Annotated in this window: 16 protein-coding genes; 13 read left to right on the plus strand and 3 right to left on the minus strand. The window is 68.6% G+C overall.

Annotated features, from left to right (window positions below):
- Window positions 1-231: 231 nt before the first annotated feature.
- A complete protein-coding gene (gene pth / locus ASE28_RS04610; RefSeq protein ID WP_057265063.1) occupies window positions 232-894 on the plus strand; it encodes an aminoacyl-tRNA hydrolase in 663 nt (220 codons plus the stop codon).
- A 6-nt stretch (window positions 895-900) separates the two neighbouring features.
- Here pth and ASE28_RS04615 read toward each other — a convergent pair whose 3' ends face one another.
- On the minus strand, window positions 901-1,158 hold the full coding sequence (locus ASE28_RS04615; protein WP_057204818.1) for a YfhL family 4Fe-4S dicluster ferredoxin: 258 nt from the start codon (window positions 1,156-1,158) through the stop codon (window positions 901-903).
- Window positions 1,159-1,388: 230 nt separating this feature from the next.
- Between ASE28_RS04615 and ASE28_RS04620 the strand changes: the two genes are divergently transcribed.
- From ASE28_RS04620 to ASE28_RS04675, 12 genes are all read left to right on the plus strand, one after another.
- The gene (locus tag ASE28_RS04620; protein WP_057265065.1) at window positions 1,389-2,351 is read left to right on the plus strand and encodes an ABC transporter permease; all 963 of its coding nucleotides are present in this window, start codon (window positions 1,389-1,391) and stop codon (window positions 2,349-2,351) included.
- 17 nt (window positions 2,352-2,368) lie between these two features.
- Complete coding sequence (locus tag ASE28_RS04625; RefSeq protein ID WP_057204821.1) at window positions 2,369-3,253, plus strand: ABC transporter permease; 885 nt, start codon at window positions 2,369-2,371, stop codon at window positions 3,251-3,253.
- Window positions 3,254-3,268: 15 nt separating this feature from the next.
- Window positions 3,269-4,309 carry an ABC transporter ATP-binding protein gene (locus ASE28_RS04630; RefSeq protein ID WP_057265067.1) on the plus strand — a complete coding sequence of 347 codons (1,041 nt, stop codon included), beginning with the start codon at window positions 3,269-3,271 and terminating at the stop codon, window positions 4,307-4,309.
- Window positions 4,306-5,184: an ATP-binding cassette domain-containing protein gene (locus tag ASE28_RS04635; RefSeq protein WP_057265069.1), complete on the plus strand. Its 879-nt coding sequence runs from the start codon at window positions 4,306-4,308 to the stop codon at window positions 5,182-5,184. The genes ASE28_RS04630 and ASE28_RS04635 overlap by 4 nt, the downstream gene beginning before the upstream one ends.
- Window positions 5,185-5,279: 95 nt before the next feature.
- On the plus strand, window positions 5,280-6,770 hold the full coding sequence (locus ASE28_RS04640) for an ABC transporter substrate-binding protein (RefSeq protein ID WP_057265070.1): 1,491 nt from the start codon (window positions 5,280-5,282) through the stop codon (window positions 6,768-6,770).
- Between the two features lie 189 nt (window positions 6,771-6,959).
- On the plus strand, window positions 6,960-8,363 hold the full coding sequence (locus ASE28_RS04645; protein WP_057265071.1) for an amidase: 1,404 nt from the start codon (window positions 6,960-6,962) through the stop codon (window positions 8,361-8,363).
- Between the two features lie 6 nt (window positions 8,364-8,369).
- Window positions 8,370-8,978 carry a hypothetical protein gene (locus ASE28_RS04650; protein ID WP_057204830.1) on the plus strand — a complete coding sequence of 203 codons (609 nt, stop codon included), beginning with the start codon at window positions 8,370-8,372 and terminating at the stop codon, window positions 8,976-8,978.
- 44 nt (window positions 8,979-9,022) lie between these two features.
- Window positions 9,023-10,366 (plus strand): tetratricopeptide repeat protein, encoded by a 1,344-nt coding sequence (locus ASE28_RS04655; RefSeq protein ID WP_057204832.1) that lies wholly within the window; start codon window positions 9,023-9,025, stop codon window positions 10,364-10,366.
- Window positions 10,367-10,575: 209 nt separating this feature from the next.
- Entirely contained in the window at window positions 10,576-11,193 is a 618-nt protein-coding gene (locus ASE28_RS04660; RefSeq protein ID WP_057265072.1) for a biliverdin-producing heme oxygenase, read from the plus strand.
- Complete coding sequence (locus ASE28_RS04665; protein WP_057265074.1) at window positions 11,190-13,421, plus strand: ATP-binding protein; 2,232 nt, start codon at window positions 11,190-11,192, stop codon at window positions 13,419-13,421. The genes ASE28_RS04660 and ASE28_RS04665 overlap by 4 nt, the downstream gene beginning before the upstream one ends.
- Before the next feature lie 24 nt (window positions 13,422-13,445).
- Window positions 13,446-13,847 (plus strand): response regulator, encoded by a 402-nt coding sequence (locus ASE28_RS04670; RefSeq protein WP_057265076.1) that lies wholly within the window; start codon window positions 13,446-13,448, stop codon window positions 13,845-13,847.
- 30 nt (window positions 13,848-13,877) lie between these two features.
- Window positions 13,878-14,573, plus strand: coding sequence for a hypothetical protein (locus tag ASE28_RS04675; RefSeq protein ID WP_057265077.1), 696 nt, complete (start codon window positions 13,878-13,880; stop codon window positions 14,571-14,573).
- Window positions 14,574-14,620: 47 nt separating this feature from the next.
- Here the strand turns inward: ASE28_RS04675 and ASE28_RS04680 are convergent, their stop codons facing one another.
- Together ASE28_RS04680 and ASE28_RS31145 are read right to left on the minus strand one after the other, a co-directional pair.
- Entirely contained in the window at window positions 14,621-15,310 is a 690-nt protein-coding gene (locus ASE28_RS04680) for a histidine phosphatase family protein (protein WP_157421874.1), read from the minus strand.
- A gap of 120 nt (window positions 15,311-15,430) precedes the next feature.
- Window positions 15,431-15,670 carry a hypothetical protein gene (locus tag ASE28_RS31145; RefSeq protein ID WP_164470693.1) on the minus strand — a complete coding sequence of 80 codons (240 nt, stop codon included), beginning with the start codon at window positions 15,668-15,670 and terminating at the stop codon, window positions 15,431-15,433.
- Window positions 15,671-15,672 lie beyond the last annotated feature (2 nt).

Raw genomic sequence — 15,672 nt, forward strand, 5'->3', positions numbered from 1 at the left:
TGCGTGCCGAAGGACACGAGCCTCGTCATCTGGCTCGCCGAAGCTGTTTGACCGGAGCTGCCTCGCAGAGGCAGCGCAGGGANACCAGCGCCCTACAGGGCGATGGGGGACACGGGCAGCGGGGTCGCCTTTCTTTGGGGTACCTTTCTTTGGCGACTCAAAGAAAGNAACCACGGCACGCAGCAACCACAGTCAACAAAACCCACGCGGCAAGCCACCGATAATCCCCCCATGATCAAGCTGTTTGTAGGCCTGGGCAACCCAGGCCCCGATTACGAAGCCACCCGCCACAACGCCGGCTTCTGGTGGATTGACGCCCTCGCGCGCGAATTGAAGGTGAATCTGGTCCCGGAACGCTCCTACCACGGCTTGGCCGCCCGGGCCACCGTGCACGGTCAGGGCGTGTGGCTGCTGCAGCCCCAGACCTTCATGAACCTGTCGGGCAAGTCCGTGGCATCGCTCGCGCGCTTCTTCAAGATCGCGCCCGAGGAAGTTCTGGTGGTGCATGACGAACTCGACATCCCCCCGGGCCAGGTCAAGCTCAAGCGCGGCGGCAGCCATGCGGGGCACAACGGGCTGCGCGATATCCATGCGCAACTAGGCTCGCCCGACTATTGGCGCCTGCGCGTCGGCATCGGCCACCCGGGCGTGAAGTCGGAAGTGGCCAACTGGGTGCTCAAGAAACCAGCACCCGACCAGCGCACGCTGATCGAGGACAGCATCACCCACTCGCTCAAGGCCTACCCGGCGATGCTGGCCGGCGAGATGGACAAGGCCACGCTGCTGATCCACACCGTCAAGCCGCCGCGCCCCAAGCCGCCCCGCCCGCCCGAGCTGGGCGCTGCCACCATCACCCCACCGGCTGCCGCCAAGCAGCCCGACGCAGCCAGCTGACAGATATCAGTTCTGGGCAGGGGCCTGCAACCGCTGGAACTTCTGCCACAGCGTCTCGCGGGTCTCCACGTGCTGCGGATTCACGGGGATGCAGGCCACGGGGCAGACCTGCACGCACTGGGGCTCGTCGAAATGCCCTACGCACTCGGTGCACTTGCGCGGATCAATCTCATAGATCTCCTGGCCCAGGTAGATCGCGTCGTTCGGGCATTCCGGCTCGCAGACGTCGCAGTTGATGCACTCGTCGGTGATCATCAGCGCCATGGCACGCCTCCCTGCACGCGGGGTGCGGTCACGACAAGAGGAGACAGTGCGCGCTTCATGGTGCACATTATCGTGGGTCCGGGCATGTACCTTGCGAGCCACACCACAACACAACACCGCCGGCGGGGTGTTTTTGCCGTTATGCTGTGTATACACATTAATTGTGACGCCAGGGAATTCACCGCCCAGGGCGCCACGCACAACCACCACTACCCACACGACACCCCACCATGGGACTGTTCTTCCTCAAGCGGTTCATCACGCTCCTGGCCACGCTGATTGGCGCCTCCATCGTCGTCTTCCTGGTGCTGGAGATCCTGCCCGGCAATGCAGCGCAGATGCTCATGGGGCCAGACGCCTCGCCCGAGGCCGTGGCGGCGCTGGCCACCAAGCTGGGGCTGGACCAGCCGGCCATGCAGCGCTACTGGGAGTGGGTCAGCGGCCTGGTGGTGGGCGACATGGGCAACAGCTACGCCTACAGCACGCCGGTGCTGGAACTGGTGCTCGAACGCCTGGCCCTCACCGTGCCGCTGGCGCTGATGGCCATGGTGATCACCACGGTGCTGGCGCTCATCGCGGGCGTGTACGCGGCCTCGCGCCACAACAAGGTGGGCGACGTGGGCGTGATGGGCCTGGCGCAGATCGGCATCGCCATCCCCAATTTCTGGTTCGCCATCCTCTTGATCCTGCTGTTCTCGGTCAAACTGCAGTGGTTCTCGGCCGGGGGCTTCCCGGGGTGGACGGAAGATGCCGGCGGCAGCCCGATCGAAGCCCTCAAGGCCCTGCTGCTACCCGCCATCGCGCTGGCCGTGGTGCAGGCGGCCATTCTGGCGCGCATCACGCGCTCGGCCGTGCTCGAGGTGCTGCGCGAGGACTTCGTGCGCACGGCGCGCGCCAAGGGCCTTTCGCAGCGCGCCGCGCTCTGGGGCCATGTGCTGCGCAATGCCATGATCCCGGTGATCACCGTGATGGGGCTGCAGTTCGCCAACCTGCTGGCCGGCACCATCGTGGTGGAAAACGTGTTCTACCTGCCAGGCCTGGGGCGGCTGATCTTCCAGTCCATCTCCAACCGCGATCTGATCGTGGTGCGCAACTGCGTGATGCTGCTGGCGGCCATGGTGGTCATCGTGAACTTCGTGGTGGACATCCTCTACGCAGTGATCGATCCCCGCGTCAAAGCCAGCGATATCTGAACGACACCCCGAACCCCATGAGCGCCGTTCCTTCCACTCCTTCCATCCGGCCCGCCGGCACGCCGCCGCCCGGCTGGTGGCACCGCGCACTGCGCCACCGCAGCTTCGTCATCGGCGCCGTGCTGTCGCTGCTGCTGCTCGTCGCCGCCGGGCTCTCCCTGGTCTGGACCCCCTGGTCCCCTTACGAGATGGACCTGCCCGGCAAGCTGCAATCCCCCACCCTGGCCCACTGGCTGGGCACCGATGCCTTCGGGCGCGACGTGGCCTCGCTGCTGCTGGTGGGCGCGCGCAACTCCATCCTGGTGGGTGTGATCGCGGTCGGCATCGGCCTGTCCATCGGCACGGCGCTCGGTCTGCTGGCCGCAGCCAAGCGCGGCTGGGTGGAGGAGCTCATCATGCGGCTGGCGGACTTCACCTTCGCCTTCCCGGCCATCCTCTCGGCGATCATGATGACGGCGGTGTTCGGTGCGGGCATCGTCAACTCCATCATCGCCATCGGCATCTTCAACATACCGACCTTTGCGCGCGTCACGCGCGCCTCGGCCAACGCCGTGTGGTCGCGCGAGTACATCCTGGCCGCGCGCGCCTGCGGCAAGGGCAGCTGGCGCATCACCCTCGAACACGTGCTGCCCAACATCCTGTCGGTGCTGATCGTGCAGGCCACCATCCAGTTCGCCATCGCCATCCTGGCCGAGGCCGCCCTGTCCTACCTGGGCCTGGGCACGCAGCCGCCCCAGCCTTCTTGGGGCCGCATGCTCAGCGAGGCGCAGACGCTGATGTTCCAGGCGCCGCTGCTGGCCGTGTGGCCGGGCCTGGCCATCGCCTTCGCCGTGCTGGGCCTGAACCTGCTGGGCGACGGCCTGCGCGATCTGCTGGACCCGCGCCTCTCTCGCAAACGATGAAGACGACCTTCTGCCATGCCCTTGCTTGAAGTCTCCAACCTGCAGATCCGCCTGCAGACCCACCGGGGCCCTGCCGACGCCGTGCGCGGCGTGAGTTTTGCCCTGGAGCGCGGCGAAACCCTGGGCCTGATCGGTGAATCGGGCTGCGGCAAGTCCATCACCGCCATGTCGCTCATGGGCCTGCTGCCCGACAGCGCCCAGGTCAGCGGCAGCATCCGTTTCGACGGCGAGGAGCTCGTGGGCCGCACGGATGCACAGATGTGCCGCATGCGCGGCAACCGCATCGGCATGGTGTTCCAGGAGCCCATGACGGCCCTGAACCCCGTGCACAGCATCGGCCGCCAGGTGGCCGAGCCGCTGCGCCTGCACCGCGGCATGGGTGCTGCGGACGCCCGCAAGGAGGCGATATCCCTGCTCGACCGCGTGGGCATCCCCAATGCGGCCCAGCGCTTCGATGCCTATCCGCACCAGTTCTCGGGCGGGCAGCGCCAGCGCATCACCATCGCCATGGCCCTGGCCTGCGGGCCCGACCTGCTGATTGCCGACGAGCCCACCACCGCACTGGACGTGACCATCCAGCAGCAGATCCTGGACCTCATCAGCGACCTGGTGGCCGAGCGCAACATGGCCCTGATCCTGATCTCGCACGACCTCGGCGTGATCTCGCAGAACGTGGACCGCATGATGGTCATGTACGGCGGCAGCGTGGTCGAGAGCGGCTCCACCGCTTCGGTGTTCTCGGCCATGGCACACCCCTACACGCGCGGCCTGTTCGCCGCCCGCCCGCACCTGGGCGCGGTGCATGCGCCGGGCCAGCGCCCGCGCCTGTCCACCATTGCCGGCACGGTGCCCGAGCTGGTGGACCTGCCCGCCGGCTGCCCGTTTGCCGGCCGCTGCAGCTACACGGCGGACGCCTGCCACCACGAACGCCCTGCGGCCACCCTGGTGGCCACCGATGCCGATGGTGACCACGAGGTGCGCTGCCTGCGCCGCGACGCCATAGACCAGGCGCTGAGCGCGCAGCAGGCGGTCGAAGTCGTGGAGGTGGCCGCATGAGCAGCAAGCAGCCCCAGGCTCCGGCCAACGCCGATACCGCCCTGCTCCAGGTCACGGACCTGGTGCGCGAATACACCCTGCCACGCGAGCACCTCTTCAAGCCACCGGGCAAGGTGCATGCCGTCAACGGCGTGAGTTTTTCCATCGCCTCGGGCCGCAGCCTGGGCATCGTCGGCGAGTCAGGCTCGGGCAAGTCCACTCTGGCGCGCACGGTGATGGCGCTCGATGCGCCCACCGCCGGCACGGTGCACCTGCTCGGGCGCAACCTGCACGCGCTGGCGCCGGCCGAGCTGCGCCAGGCGCGGCGCGACTTTCAGATGGTGTTCCAGGACCCCTATGGCTCGCTTGACCCGCGCCAGACGGTGGAGCGCATCGTCACCGAGCCGCTGCAGGCCCAGGGCGAGACCAGCCGCGCTGAACAACGTGAGCAGGCTGGCCAGGTGCTCGCACAGGTGGGTCTGCGCACCAACGACCTGGGCAAGTACCCGCACGAATTCTCTGGCGGCCAGCGCCAGCGCATTGCCATCGCGCGCGCCCTGATCACGCGCCCGCGCCTCATCGTGGCCGACGAGCCGGTGAGCGCGCTCGACGTCTCGGTGCAGGCCCAGGTGCTCAACCTGATGCAGGACCTGCAGCAGCAGTTCGGCATCACCTACATGCTCATCAGCCACGACCTGGCAGTGGTCAATCACCTGTGTGACGAAGTGGTGGTGCTCTACCAGGGGCGCATCGTCGAGCGCGGCTCGCCGGCCGAGCTGTTTCGCAATGCGCAGCACCCCTATACCCGCTCGCTGGTGGGCGCCGTGCCCCAGGTGCAGCCCGGCCGCGCGCGTGCCCGACGCGCCGCTGCGGCCGCAGCCGCGAAAACCGCATAACCACAAGCGCCACCAATGGTGTACAAAGCTTCCGTGCTCCCCGGTAACAAATTGCACCGGGGTCTTCGTCAGTTTTTTGTCTGGAGAGTCCGAACATGCTGAACCGCCGTACCGTTCTTGCCACTGGCGCCATCGCCACCGTGCCCCTCGCCACCCCGTTCGGCGCCCTCGCCCAGGGCCGCAAGGACGCCGTGGTGCTGGCCATGACGCTGGAGCCGCCAGGGCTGGACCCGACGGCCGGCGCCGCCTCGGCCATCGCCGAGATCGTGCAGTACAACATCTTCGAGACGCTCACCAAGATCAATGCCGATGGCAGTGTCTCGCCGATGCTGGCCGAAAGCTGGGAAGTCTCGCCCGACCTCAAGACCTACACCTTCAAGCTGCGCCGCGGCGTCACCTTCCAGAACGGCGAGCCCTTCAACGCCGCCGCCGTGAAGTTCTCCTACGACCGCGCTGGCGGCGAGAAAAGCACCAACAAGGACAAGCGCACCTTCGCCAACCTCACCACACAGGTGGTGGACGACTACACCGTGGTGTTGCTCAACAAGGACATCGACCCCGACCTGCTGTTCATCCTGGGCCAGGCCACGTCCATCATCGTCGAGCCCAAGAGCGCCGAAGGCAATGCCACCAAGCCCGTGGGCACCGGCCCCTACCAGCTGAACGCATGGAACAAGGGTTCCTCCGTGGTGCTGGCCGCCTGGGCCGGTTTCCGCGCCCCGGCCAGCATCAAGATCAAGCGCGCAACCTTCCGCTTCATCTCCGATCCGGCCGCCCAGGTCGCCGCACTGCTGGCAGGCGATGTGGATGCCTTCCCGCGCGTCACACCCCGCAGCGTGAGCCAGTTCAAGGCCAACCCGCGCTTCCAGGTGGTGGTCAGCGGCTCGCGCGCCAAGACCATCCTGGCCATCAACAACGGCAAGAAGCCGCTGGATGATGTGCGCGTGCGCCGCGCCATCGCTGCCGCTGTGGACCGCAAGGCCGTGATCGAAGGCGCGGCCGACGGCTATGGCGCGCCCATCGGCAGCCACTACGTGCCCGGCGCCTTCGGCTACGTGGACACCACGGGCGTGAACCCCTACGACGTGGAAAAGGCCAAGAAGCTGCTGGCCGAGGCCGGCGTGAAGACGCCGCTGGAGCTGACCATGACGCTGCCCCCCACCCCCTACGCGCGCCAGGGCGGCGAGGTGATTGCAGCCCAGTTGGCCAAGATCGGCATCATCGCCAAGCTGCAGAACGTGGAATGGGCGCAGTGGCTCAGCGGCACCTACGGCAGCAAGAACTACGACCTGACCATCATCTCGCACGTGGAGCCGTTCGATCTGGGCAATTTCGCCAAGCCCGACTACTACTGGGCCTACAACTCGCCCAAGTTCAACGAGATCTTCAACCAGATCAAGAACGCTGCCCGCCCGGCCGACCGCTCGCGCCTGCTCGGCGACGCGCAGCGCCTGCTGGCGCAGGACTCCGTGCACGCCTTCCTGTACTCGAACCAGTGGATCACGGTGGCCAACAAGAACCTCAAGGGCCTTTGGAAAGACATGCCGGTGTTCGTGAACGACATCTCGTCGCTGTCCTGGTCCTGAGAGACCGTAAGATGGTTGCCCGGTGGCACGCACTGCCCGGGCAACCCAGGCTTGGCAGGGGCTCGCAAGAGCCCCTGCTGCGCTCCGGGGCCTGGTGCCGTGCACCTCGCCTGCTTCATTTTTTGCTGACCGCTCCTGGCGTGCCTTCCCAGCCGCCCCGTGCCCTCCCCTCCTGCCCAGCCACCTGCCATGAGTGACCTCCACGACCTGCCCGCCCACGCCCTGCTCGCTGCCTACCGCCAGCGCACGCTGTCCCCCGTCGAGGTCACCGAGGCCGTGCTCAAACACATCGATGCGTGGGAGCCCCACATCAAGGCCACCTATCTGCTGCGCCCCGAGGCGGCGCTGGAGCAGGCCCGTGCGTCCGAGGCCCGCTGGAAGCGCGGCGAGCCCATAGGCCTGCTCGACGGCGTGCCCGCCACCATCAAGGAAAACATCGCCACCCGGGGTGACCCGTTGCCGGCCGGCACGGCCGCGGTGGACCTGGTGCCCGCCGCAGCCGATGCGCCCCCCGCCGCGCGCATGCGCGAGGCCGGTGCCGTCATCGTGTCCAAGACCACCATGCCCGACTACGGCATGCTCTCCTCGGGGCTGTCGAGCTTTCACCCGCTGGCGCGCAACCCCTGGGATTTGAGCAAGGGCCCGGGTGGCTCCAGCGCCGGCGGTGGCGCCGCCGCTGCAGCCGGCTATGGCCCGCTGCACATCGGCACCGACATCGGCGGCTCGCTGCGCCTGCCGGCCAGCTGGTGCGGCATCTTCAGCCTCAAGCCCAGCCTGGGCCGCATCCCCATCGACCCGCCCTATACCGGCCGCGCCGCCGGCCCCATGACGCGCACCGTGGCCGATGCCGCGCTGATGATGCAGGTGCTCAGCCAGCCCGATGCCCGCGACAGCATGGGCCTGCCCGCACAGGACATCGCCTGGAACCAGTTCGACCAGGGCAGCGAGCGCTTGCGCGGCCTGCGCATCGGCCTGCTGCTGGACGCTGGCTGCGGCCTGCCCGTGGAGCCCGAGGTGCGCGCCGCCGTGGAAAACGCCGCGCGCCTGATGGAGGCCGCCGGTGCCACTATCGTGCCCATGCAGCCCTTCATGACGCAGGCCATGCTCGACGGCATGGACCACTTCTGGCGCATGCGCTCCTTCACCGACCTGCAGGCCCTGCCTGCCGTGAGGCGCGAGAAGGTGCTGCCCTACATCCGCGCCTGGGCCGACAGCGCCGAAGGCATGTCGGGCACAGCGGTGTTCAACGCCAGCCAGCAGTTCCACCTCACCCGCGTGGCCGCCGTCAAGGCCTGCAACGCGTTCGACTACGTGATCTCGCCGGTGGCGCCCAACGTCGCCTTCCAGGCCGAGCTGCCCTCGCCCACCAACGACCCGCTGCGCCCGCTGGAGCACATCGGCTTTACCGTGCCGTTCAACATGTCCGAGCAGCCGGCCGCATCGGTCAACTGCGGCTACACCGAAGCCGGCCTGCCCATCGGCCTGCAGATTGCGGGCGTGCGCTTCGACGACCTCGGGGTGCTGCAGGTTGCGCACGCCTTCGAGCTGATCCGCGCGCCCCAGCGCCCCTGGCCCCAGCCGCCCAAGGGTTGAGTCGCCATGGATGTCCTGATCCTGTCGATCCTCATCGCCAGCGGTGTCTACATGCTCAATGCCAAGGAGCAGCGCAAGCGCATTGCACTGCTGGGCAGCCACCTGGGCAACTACCAGATCGAGAAGCTCATGGAGGCGCTGACCGAGGGCTACCTGCGCGCCCTGGGTGAAAGCACCGACGAGCGGCGCAGCCAGATCTGGTCGCTGCTGGAGACCACCGAATCGCAGCTGGCCGAGCAGTTCGCGCGCTTCGCCGCCGATTTCTCCAAGGTGGATGAAGCCCAGGCCCGCGTGAGCCGCCTGGCGCTGGCGATTCCGTTTGCGCAGGCCATTCTGCCCGCCGCCACCTTCGACATGCGCCGCGCCCTGGCCATCCACGCGCGCGGCATCGCCAGCGTGGCGCAGAACAGCGAGCACCTGGCGCCCAAGGACAAGGCCTTCGCCATGACAGCCGAGCTGCTGCTCATGCAGCACACCTGCCACTGGTTCTGCAAATCGAAGACGATCGCCACGGCGCGCATGCTGGCGCGCCACAAGACGCCGCACGAGCAGCTTGTGGCCTCGGTGTCCGCCCCCACGCGCACCGCGTACCTCGCGCTCATCCACGGGAAATGAGTGACCGCAAGACGGGGTAGCTCCTTGCCCCGCACAATGCACCGATGCACACCGCCACCGACAGCCTGGGCAACCCCGTCACCCTGCACGACCCGAGCAGCCTTGCCGCCCTGAACGATTTCGTCGAAGGCTTCATCCGCTGCGAAGCGCGTGCCGTGAACGTGCTCGCAGCCGAGCACGACGAAAGCGCCATCGTACAGGCCTGCTGCGCGGCGCTGCACATGTTCGCCGAATCGGCCGATGCGCCGCGCAACGCACGCCCCTACCTGGCACGCGCGCAGGCGGCAGCCGGCCAGGCAAGCGAGCGCGAGCAGCGCTTCGTGGCGGCCGTGGCCGCCTGGGTCGATGGCGACCTGCCGCGCGCCATTGCCCTGCACGAGGAACAGGCCCGGCTGCACCCGCGCGACCTGGCCTCGCTCAAGCTGGGGCAATACCACCTGTTCAACCGCGGCGACTCGCCGGGCATGCTGCGCATTGCGCTGGCGGCCCTGCCCGCTGCGGCCGAGGTGCCCTACCTGCACGGCATGCTGGCCTTTGGCTGGGAGCAGTGCCACCTGCTCGACCGCGCCGAAGCCTCGGCACGCCATGCGGTGGCCCTGTGCCGCAAGGAGCCCTGGGCCCACCACGCCCTGGCGCATGTGATGCTGACCCAAGGCCGCATCGCCGAGGGCACCGATTTCATGGCCAGCGTGAGCGACACCTGGACGGGCCTGAACTCCTTCATGGTCACCCACAACTGGTGGCATCAGGCGCTGTTCCTGTTGGAGCAGGAGCGCCATGCCGAGGTGCTGGCGCTGTACGACCAGCAGGTGTGGGGCGTGGTCAAGGAGTACACGCAGGACCAGATCAACGCTGTCTCCCTGCTGGCCCGGCTGGAGCTGGCCGGCGTCGACGTGGGCGCGCGCTGGGCCGACGTGGCCGACCACCTCGCGCTGCGCCTGTCGGACCAGGTCATGCCCTTTCTGGACCTGCAGTACCTCTACGGGCTGGCGCGCGCCGGGCGTGTGGACGAAGCGCGCACGCTGCTGCAGCACATCGAGGCCCACGCCGCCAGCCGCACCGAGGCCCACGAGCGCAGGGTCTGGCAGCAGGTCTGCGTTCCCGCCGCCCACGGGCTGCTGGCGCACGCGTCCGGGGACTGGGCCACAGCGGCATGGCAACTGGTCCTGGCTCTGCCGCAACTGGTGGCCGTGGGCGGCAGCCATGCACAGCGCGACCTGTTCCACCAGATCTACCTCGACGCCCTGGCCCGAAGCGGCCAGTGGGCCACGCTGCAGAACCTGCTGCAGCCCCAGGCCAACGCGCAGCCTGAATCCCTGCGCCTGGCGCGGCAGCTGCGCGGGGTGTACGGCGCACTCGCCCTGGACGGCGCACTGGGCGGCATGTAGGACAAAACCGCCTGCCCTTGTAGCTGCCCATGCCACCCCCACGGCGCCACGCCGTTCACGGGGCAAACCCCTGACTGCACGGGCCCGCTGCAGGCCAATCCGGTCCTAGAATGAGAGCGCACGGCACCCGTGGGGTGCAGTGCGCCCCTCCACCGATTTGTCGTACCTTGCCCCACAACGCCCTTGCCCCTACGCCGCCCCAGCCTGCCATGACCGATGCGCTGCAGGCGCTGCGGCACGCCACCGCCGAGCGGCATGCCCAGCTCGACTCCGGCCTGCCCATCGCCCGTGCCGACGCCAGCCTGACCGACTACCTGGAACACGTCCAAGCGCTGGCTGCCTGGCTGCAGGCGCTGTGGCCTGCGCTGCAAACGCTGCAGGCGCACGCACCCGGTTTTGGCTTCGCGCCTGCAGCGCGGCTGTCCGCGCTGCGCGAGGACCTGGCGCATACGGCTGAACAAGCCACCCTGCCATGGCCACGACCCAGTGCGACCACCGCGCTGTGCCTGGAGCAGGCCCTGGCGCGCCACCCCGGCCAAGCCGATGCCGTGCGCTGGGGCATGGCCTATGTGGTCGAAGGTTCGCAGCTCGGCGGGCAGGTGCTCCATCGCGGCCTCGCGCCCCGGCTGGCGCCGCACCCGCTGCGCTATCTGCAAGGCGATGGCGCGGGCACCGGTGCGCGCTGGAAGGCATTCATGGCGCTGCTGCGCACGCACGTGGCTTCGCCGCCGGCCATTGCGGCCGCGTGCGACGGTGCGCTGGCCGCCTTCCAGGGCCTGCAGGCGCACTTCGACACCATGGACGCCACACAAGGAACGCCAGCATGACCTCCGCTGCGGCCCCTGTGCAGCCCACCACGCTGGAAAACTGCGACCGCGAGCCCATCCACATCCCGGGCTCGATCCAGTCCCACGGGGTGCTCGTGGCCGTGGATGCAAGCGGCGTGGTACGCCATGCCAGCAGCAACGCCCAGGCACAGCTGGGACACGCGCTGCTGCCGGGCGATGTGCTGCGCAGCAGCGCGCTGGTGGCGCAGCATCCCCAGATCGGCGCGCTGCTCGACGAGGGGCTGGCTGCATTGGGCGCCGCCGCCGATCTGCCCATGCCGACCGAGCTGGAAATCGAAGGCCGCAGCTTCGACGTGGTGCTGCACCAGTCACACGAGCTGCTGGTGATCGAGTTCGAGGCCCGCCAGGCATCGTCCGACGCGCTCACGGGCTTTGCCATGCAGGCCCACCGCGCCATGGAAAAGCTGCGCCGCCCGCGTGCCGCCATCAACGACCTTCTGCAACTGGCCACCCAGGAACTCAGGGCGCTCACCGGCTTCGACCGGGTGATGGCCTACCGCTTTCGCCCCGACAGCAGCGGCGACGTGGTGGCCGAATCGCGTGCCGACTTCCTGGACCCCTACCTGGGCCGGCGCTACCCCGCCAGCGACATTCCGGCGCAGGCACGCGCACTGTACGTGGCCAACACCCTGCGCCTGATCGCCGACGTGCAGGCCACGCCGGTGCCCCTGGCACAGGCCGCAAGCAGCAAGCCGCTGGACCTGAGCGCCGCCATTCTGCGCAGCGTCTCGCCCATCCACATCGAATACCTGAGCAACATGGGCGTGGGCGCGTCCATGAGCATTTCCATCGTCATCAACAACCGGCTGTGGGGCCTGCTGGCATGCCACCACATGGGGCCGCGCCAGGTGCCCTACAGCGTGCGCATGGCCTGCGACGTGATGGCGCAGATGCTGGGCGCCACCATCCAGGCGGCCCTGGCGCGCAAGCAGGCCGAGCGCCAGCTGCAGGTGGCCGAGCTGCGCACCCGGGTCATGGAGAGCGTGCTTCATTCCGACGATGAATTCACCGGGCTGTGCACCCATGCGGGCGCCCTGGCCGCATCGATGCATGCCGACACCATCATCGTGTCCGAGCACAGCAAGCTGTGCACCGAAGGCGGCATCAGCGACGACGCCGCCCGGGCCCTGCTGCAATGGCTCGATGCCACGCACGCCGGCAGCACCCTGTACGCCACCCATGCCCTGCCGCTGGAGGCACCGGCCATTGCCGTGCAGCTGGCCCCCTGGTGCGGTGTGCTGGCCCTGCCGCTGGATCTGCAGCGGGGCAGCTGGCTGGTCTTCTTGCGCAAGGAGCAGATCGAGACCATCCACTGGGGCGGCAAGCCCGACAAGGAAATTCGCCCAGGCCCCCTGGGCCCCCGCCTCACACCGCGCGGCTCGTTCGATCTGTGGAAGGAGATCGTGCGCTCCACCTCCGAACACTGGGCCGCCGATGACCTGGACATCGCACGGCAACTGCTCGCAGAGCTGGTGCGCGCCCAGAACGCTCGCCACGCCGAACTGAACAACGCCCGCAACCACCTGATGGCGGTGCTCGGCCACGACCTGCGCGATCCGCTGCACTCCATCAGCATGGCGGCGCGGGTGCTCGAAAAGAACAATGGCGCCGATGGCAACACCGGCAAGCTGGGGCAGCGCATCCAGTCGTCGAGCAGCCGCATGCAGCGCCTGGTGAGCCAGGTGATGGACATGTCGCGCCTGCAAAGCCGGCTGGGGCTGGACCTGCAGCCCGCCAGCATCGACCTGGTGCAGTTGCTGGCCGACCTGATGGACGAGGCGCGCACGGCCCACCCGGGCATGCAGCTGGTGGGGCACCTGCCCGCCAGCCTGCAGGCCGAGGTGGACCCCGACCGCATGGCGCAGGTGTTCTCCAACCTGGTCAGCAACGCGCGCCACCACGGCGACGCAGGCCACCCGGTCGAGGTGCACATGCAGGCCACGCCAGAAGGCCCGCTCATCCAGGTGCGCAACGTGGCCCCGCCCATTGCACCCGAGGTGGCCGGCGACCTGTTCACCCCCTTCAAGGCATCGTCGGTGGGCAAGGCGCGCAACCGCTCCGGCCTGGGCCTGGGCCTGTACATCGCGCACCAGATCGTGCAGGGCCACGGCGGCAGCATCGGCTATGCGCACGAGGCGCCGCATGTGGTGTTCACCGTGCACCTGCCGCAGCGCCCGGCACGCCCTCCTGCAGACCCCTCCACCTGACACCCGCTGGCCCCTGATACCACCATGCCGCTAGACATCCTCGTCATCGATGACAACCGGGACGCCACCGAGCTCCTGGAAGAACTGCTGTCCATGGAGGGCCATTCCGTGCGCACGGCCGCCACCGCAGCCCGCGCCCTGGCCCTCGCCAGGGAAAGGCCTGCGCAGATCTTTCTGGTGGACCAGAACCTGCCGGACATGAACGGTTCGGACCTGGTGCCACTGCTGCGCGCGAGCGTGGCCGAGCACGGCGCAGGCCCCTGCTTTGCCATTGCGATCACCGGCATGGCCTCGGGCAACGCCAGGACGGCGGGCAGCCAGATGGGGGCTTTCGACTACATCCTGGGCAAGCCGCTCGACTTCGACGCCTTCGACGCGCTGATGGCGCGCTGCGCCGCTGCGCTGCAGGCCCCTCCCGCTCCCTGAGCTCCGCCACTCCAGCCCCATCCACCACCCATGCCCGCCAAGAACTCCGAGCCGCCCCTTCCCGATCATGCCCGGGAGCTGATGGACGCCGGCCTGCAGCATGCCGTGCTGATGCGTGCCATGCCGGTGCTGCGCCATGACCTGGCCAGCCCCCTGTCCGTGATGCGCATGGGGACCATGCTGCTCAAGCGCCGCCTTGCCAAGGGCGACCTGACCCCCGAACAGGCTGTGGAGCGGGTGGAGCAGATCGAGGAGCAACTGGGCGACATTGCCCACCACATCCGCCGCCTGCGCCAGTGGGACCTGCAGATCAACGAACGCCAGGCCCTGCGCGCACTGGTGGCCGAAGCCGTCGAGCTGGCGCGGCCCATGCTGATGGTGCGCGGCACCGAACTGGAGCCCCTGGTCGAGGATGCAACCGGCTGGGACGAGCAGGTCACGGCACGGCACACGCTGCTGTACGTGGTGCTGGCCGCCCTCTACCACCTGGCGGAGCGGCCCGGCCCCGTGCCCGCCCGCATCACAGTGGAGCCCTCGGGCGCAAGGGGGGTGCGCGTGCGCGCGCAGGGGGTATCGGCATCGCAGGACCTGCCGCCCCTGCAGGGCAGCAGCCTGGCGCAACCACCGGCCCTCGACTTGGCAGCGCTGCACCAGTTGGCCCGGCCCCTGGACGTCACCGTGCAGGTGGCGCAGGACCAGGTGGAGATCACCCTGCCCGGCGCCTGAACCAGGGTCTTCCATCAGAGCCGGCCACGAGGGCCGGCGCCCTGGGCTCAGTCAGCGCCGTCCACCGCCGCCACCAGCAGTTTGGCCTGGTCGTAGACCGGCTGCGGCGCCAGGTCGGCCAGGTGGCGCACGTCGCCCCAGTGCAGCAGTTCGATGGCGTCGCCATCCAGGCGCACGCGGTTGAAGCCCGCATTCGGGATATCGCTCTGGCGCGGCCCGTGCAGGCCCACGCCCTGCGCCGTGCGCCAGACCATGTCGAGCACGCCGCCGTGGGTCACCACCATCAGGGTCTTGCCCGCATGCTCCTGCGCCAGGCGGCGCACGGCGCCCATCACCCGGGTGTGGAACTGGCGCGTGGTCTCGCCGCCGGGCATGCCGCCGTCGGCGTCGAAGCGCAGCCAGTTCTCCCAGGCCTCGGCATGCTGCAGCTTGATGTCGTCCACGCGCATGCCGTCGACCAGGCCAAAGCTCTGCTCGCGCAGGCTGGCGTCCACCACGTTGTCGATGTGCAGCTGCGGCAGCAATGCGCCCAGCACGGGCTGCGCCGTCTGGCGCGTGCGGATGAGGTCGCTGCAGACTAGGTGGTCCACCGCCAGGCGTTCGGCCCCCAGGCGTTCGGCCAGGCGGCGCGCCTGCTCATGGCCGGTGGCGTTCAGGGGCACGTCCACTTGGCCCTGGAAGCGCAGTTCCCGGTTCCAGTCGGTCTCGCCGTGGCGTATCAAGATCAGTTCGGTCATCCCGTCCATTATCGAATGCATGCACAGTATTGCAAGCAATACTCCTGCCAACGGCATGCAGACCGTCCCCAGGCGCTATGCTTTTTGACAACCAAGGGGCGATTGCACCTGTTTCGCTCCTCAACGCATCGGGACGATGAGCACCTTGCGGCGCGGGGCGCAGCCGGGGCCGTCGTAGGGCGGGCTGTCTTTCTCCCAGCCGCTGCCGGGCGAGGTCTGGGCGCAGACGCGCTGAGCATCGACCTTGCTGCGCCAGTAGAACCAGGGTGCGGGCGCAGCCAGTGCGGCGGTGCATGCGAACGCGCAAACCAGCGCCCCGACCCACAGCCGGTGATTTCGTGCGCAAGCAGCAATTCGCATCA

It is taken from the genome of Acidovorax sp. Root219, from assembly GCF_001428665.1.
Taxonomy (GTDB): Bacteria; Pseudomonadota; Gammaproteobacteria; order Burkholderiales; family Burkholderiaceae_C; genus Acidovorax.

What these genes read in the sequence shown, in the direction of transcription:
- pth (WP_057265063.1), top strand. Translation starts at nt 232, where the DNA reads ATGATCAAGCTGTTTGTAGGCCTGGGCAACCCAGGCCCCGATTACGAA.
- ASE28_RS04615 (WP_057204818.1), bottom strand. Translation starts at nt 1,158, where the DNA reads ATGGCGCTGATGATCACCGACGAGTGCATCAACTGCGACGTCTGCGAG.
- ASE28_RS04620 (WP_057265065.1), top strand. Translation starts at nt 1,389, where the DNA reads ATGGGACTGTTCTTCCTCAAGCGGTTCATCACGCTCCTGGCCACGCTG.
- ASE28_RS04625 (WP_057204821.1), top strand. Translation starts at nt 2,369, where the DNA reads ATGAGCGCCGTTCCTTCCACTCCTTCCATCCGGCCCGCCGGCACGCCG.
- ASE28_RS04630 (WP_057265067.1), top strand. Translation starts at nt 3,269, where the DNA reads ATGCCCTTGCTTGAAGTCTCCAACCTGCAGATCCGCCTGCAGACCCAC.
- ASE28_RS04635 (WP_057265069.1), top strand. Translation starts at nt 4,306, where the DNA reads ATGAGCAGCAAGCAGCCCCAGGCTCCGGCCAACGCCGATACCGCCCTG.
- ASE28_RS04640 (WP_057265070.1), top strand. Translation starts at nt 5,280, where the DNA reads ATGCTGAACCGCCGTACCGTTCTTGCCACTGGCGCCATCGCCACCGTG.
- ASE28_RS04645 (WP_057265071.1), top strand. Translation starts at nt 6,960, where the DNA reads ATGAGTGACCTCCACGACCTGCCCGCCCACGCCCTGCTCGCTGCCTAC.
- ASE28_RS04650 (WP_057204830.1), top strand. Translation starts at nt 8,370, where the DNA reads ATGGATGTCCTGATCCTGTCGATCCTCATCGCCAGCGGTGTCTACATG.
- ASE28_RS04655 (WP_057204832.1), top strand. Translation starts at nt 9,023, where the DNA reads ATGCACACCGCCACCGACAGCCTGGGCAACCCCGTCACCCTGCACGAC.
- ASE28_RS04660 (WP_057265072.1), top strand. Translation starts at nt 10,576, where the DNA reads ATGACCGATGCGCTGCAGGCGCTGCGGCACGCCACCGCCGAGCGGCAT.
- ASE28_RS04665 (WP_057265074.1), top strand. Translation starts at nt 11,190, where the DNA reads ATGACCTCCGCTGCGGCCCCTGTGCAGCCCACCACGCTGGAAAACTGC.
- ASE28_RS04670 (WP_057265076.1), top strand. Translation starts at nt 13,446, where the DNA reads ATGCCGCTAGACATCCTCGTCATCGATGACAACCGGGACGCCACCGAG.
- ASE28_RS04675 (WP_057265077.1), top strand. Translation starts at nt 13,878, where the DNA reads ATGCCCGCCAAGAACTCCGAGCCGCCCCTTCCCGATCATGCCCGGGAG.
- ASE28_RS04680 (WP_157421874.1), bottom strand. Translation starts at nt 15,310, where the DNA reads ATGACCGAACTGATCTTGATACGCCACGGCGAGACCGACTGGAACCGG.
- ASE28_RS31145 (WP_164470693.1), bottom strand. Translation starts at nt 15,670, where the DNA reads ATGCGAATTGCTGCTTGCGCACGAAATCACCGGCTGTGGGTCGGGGCG.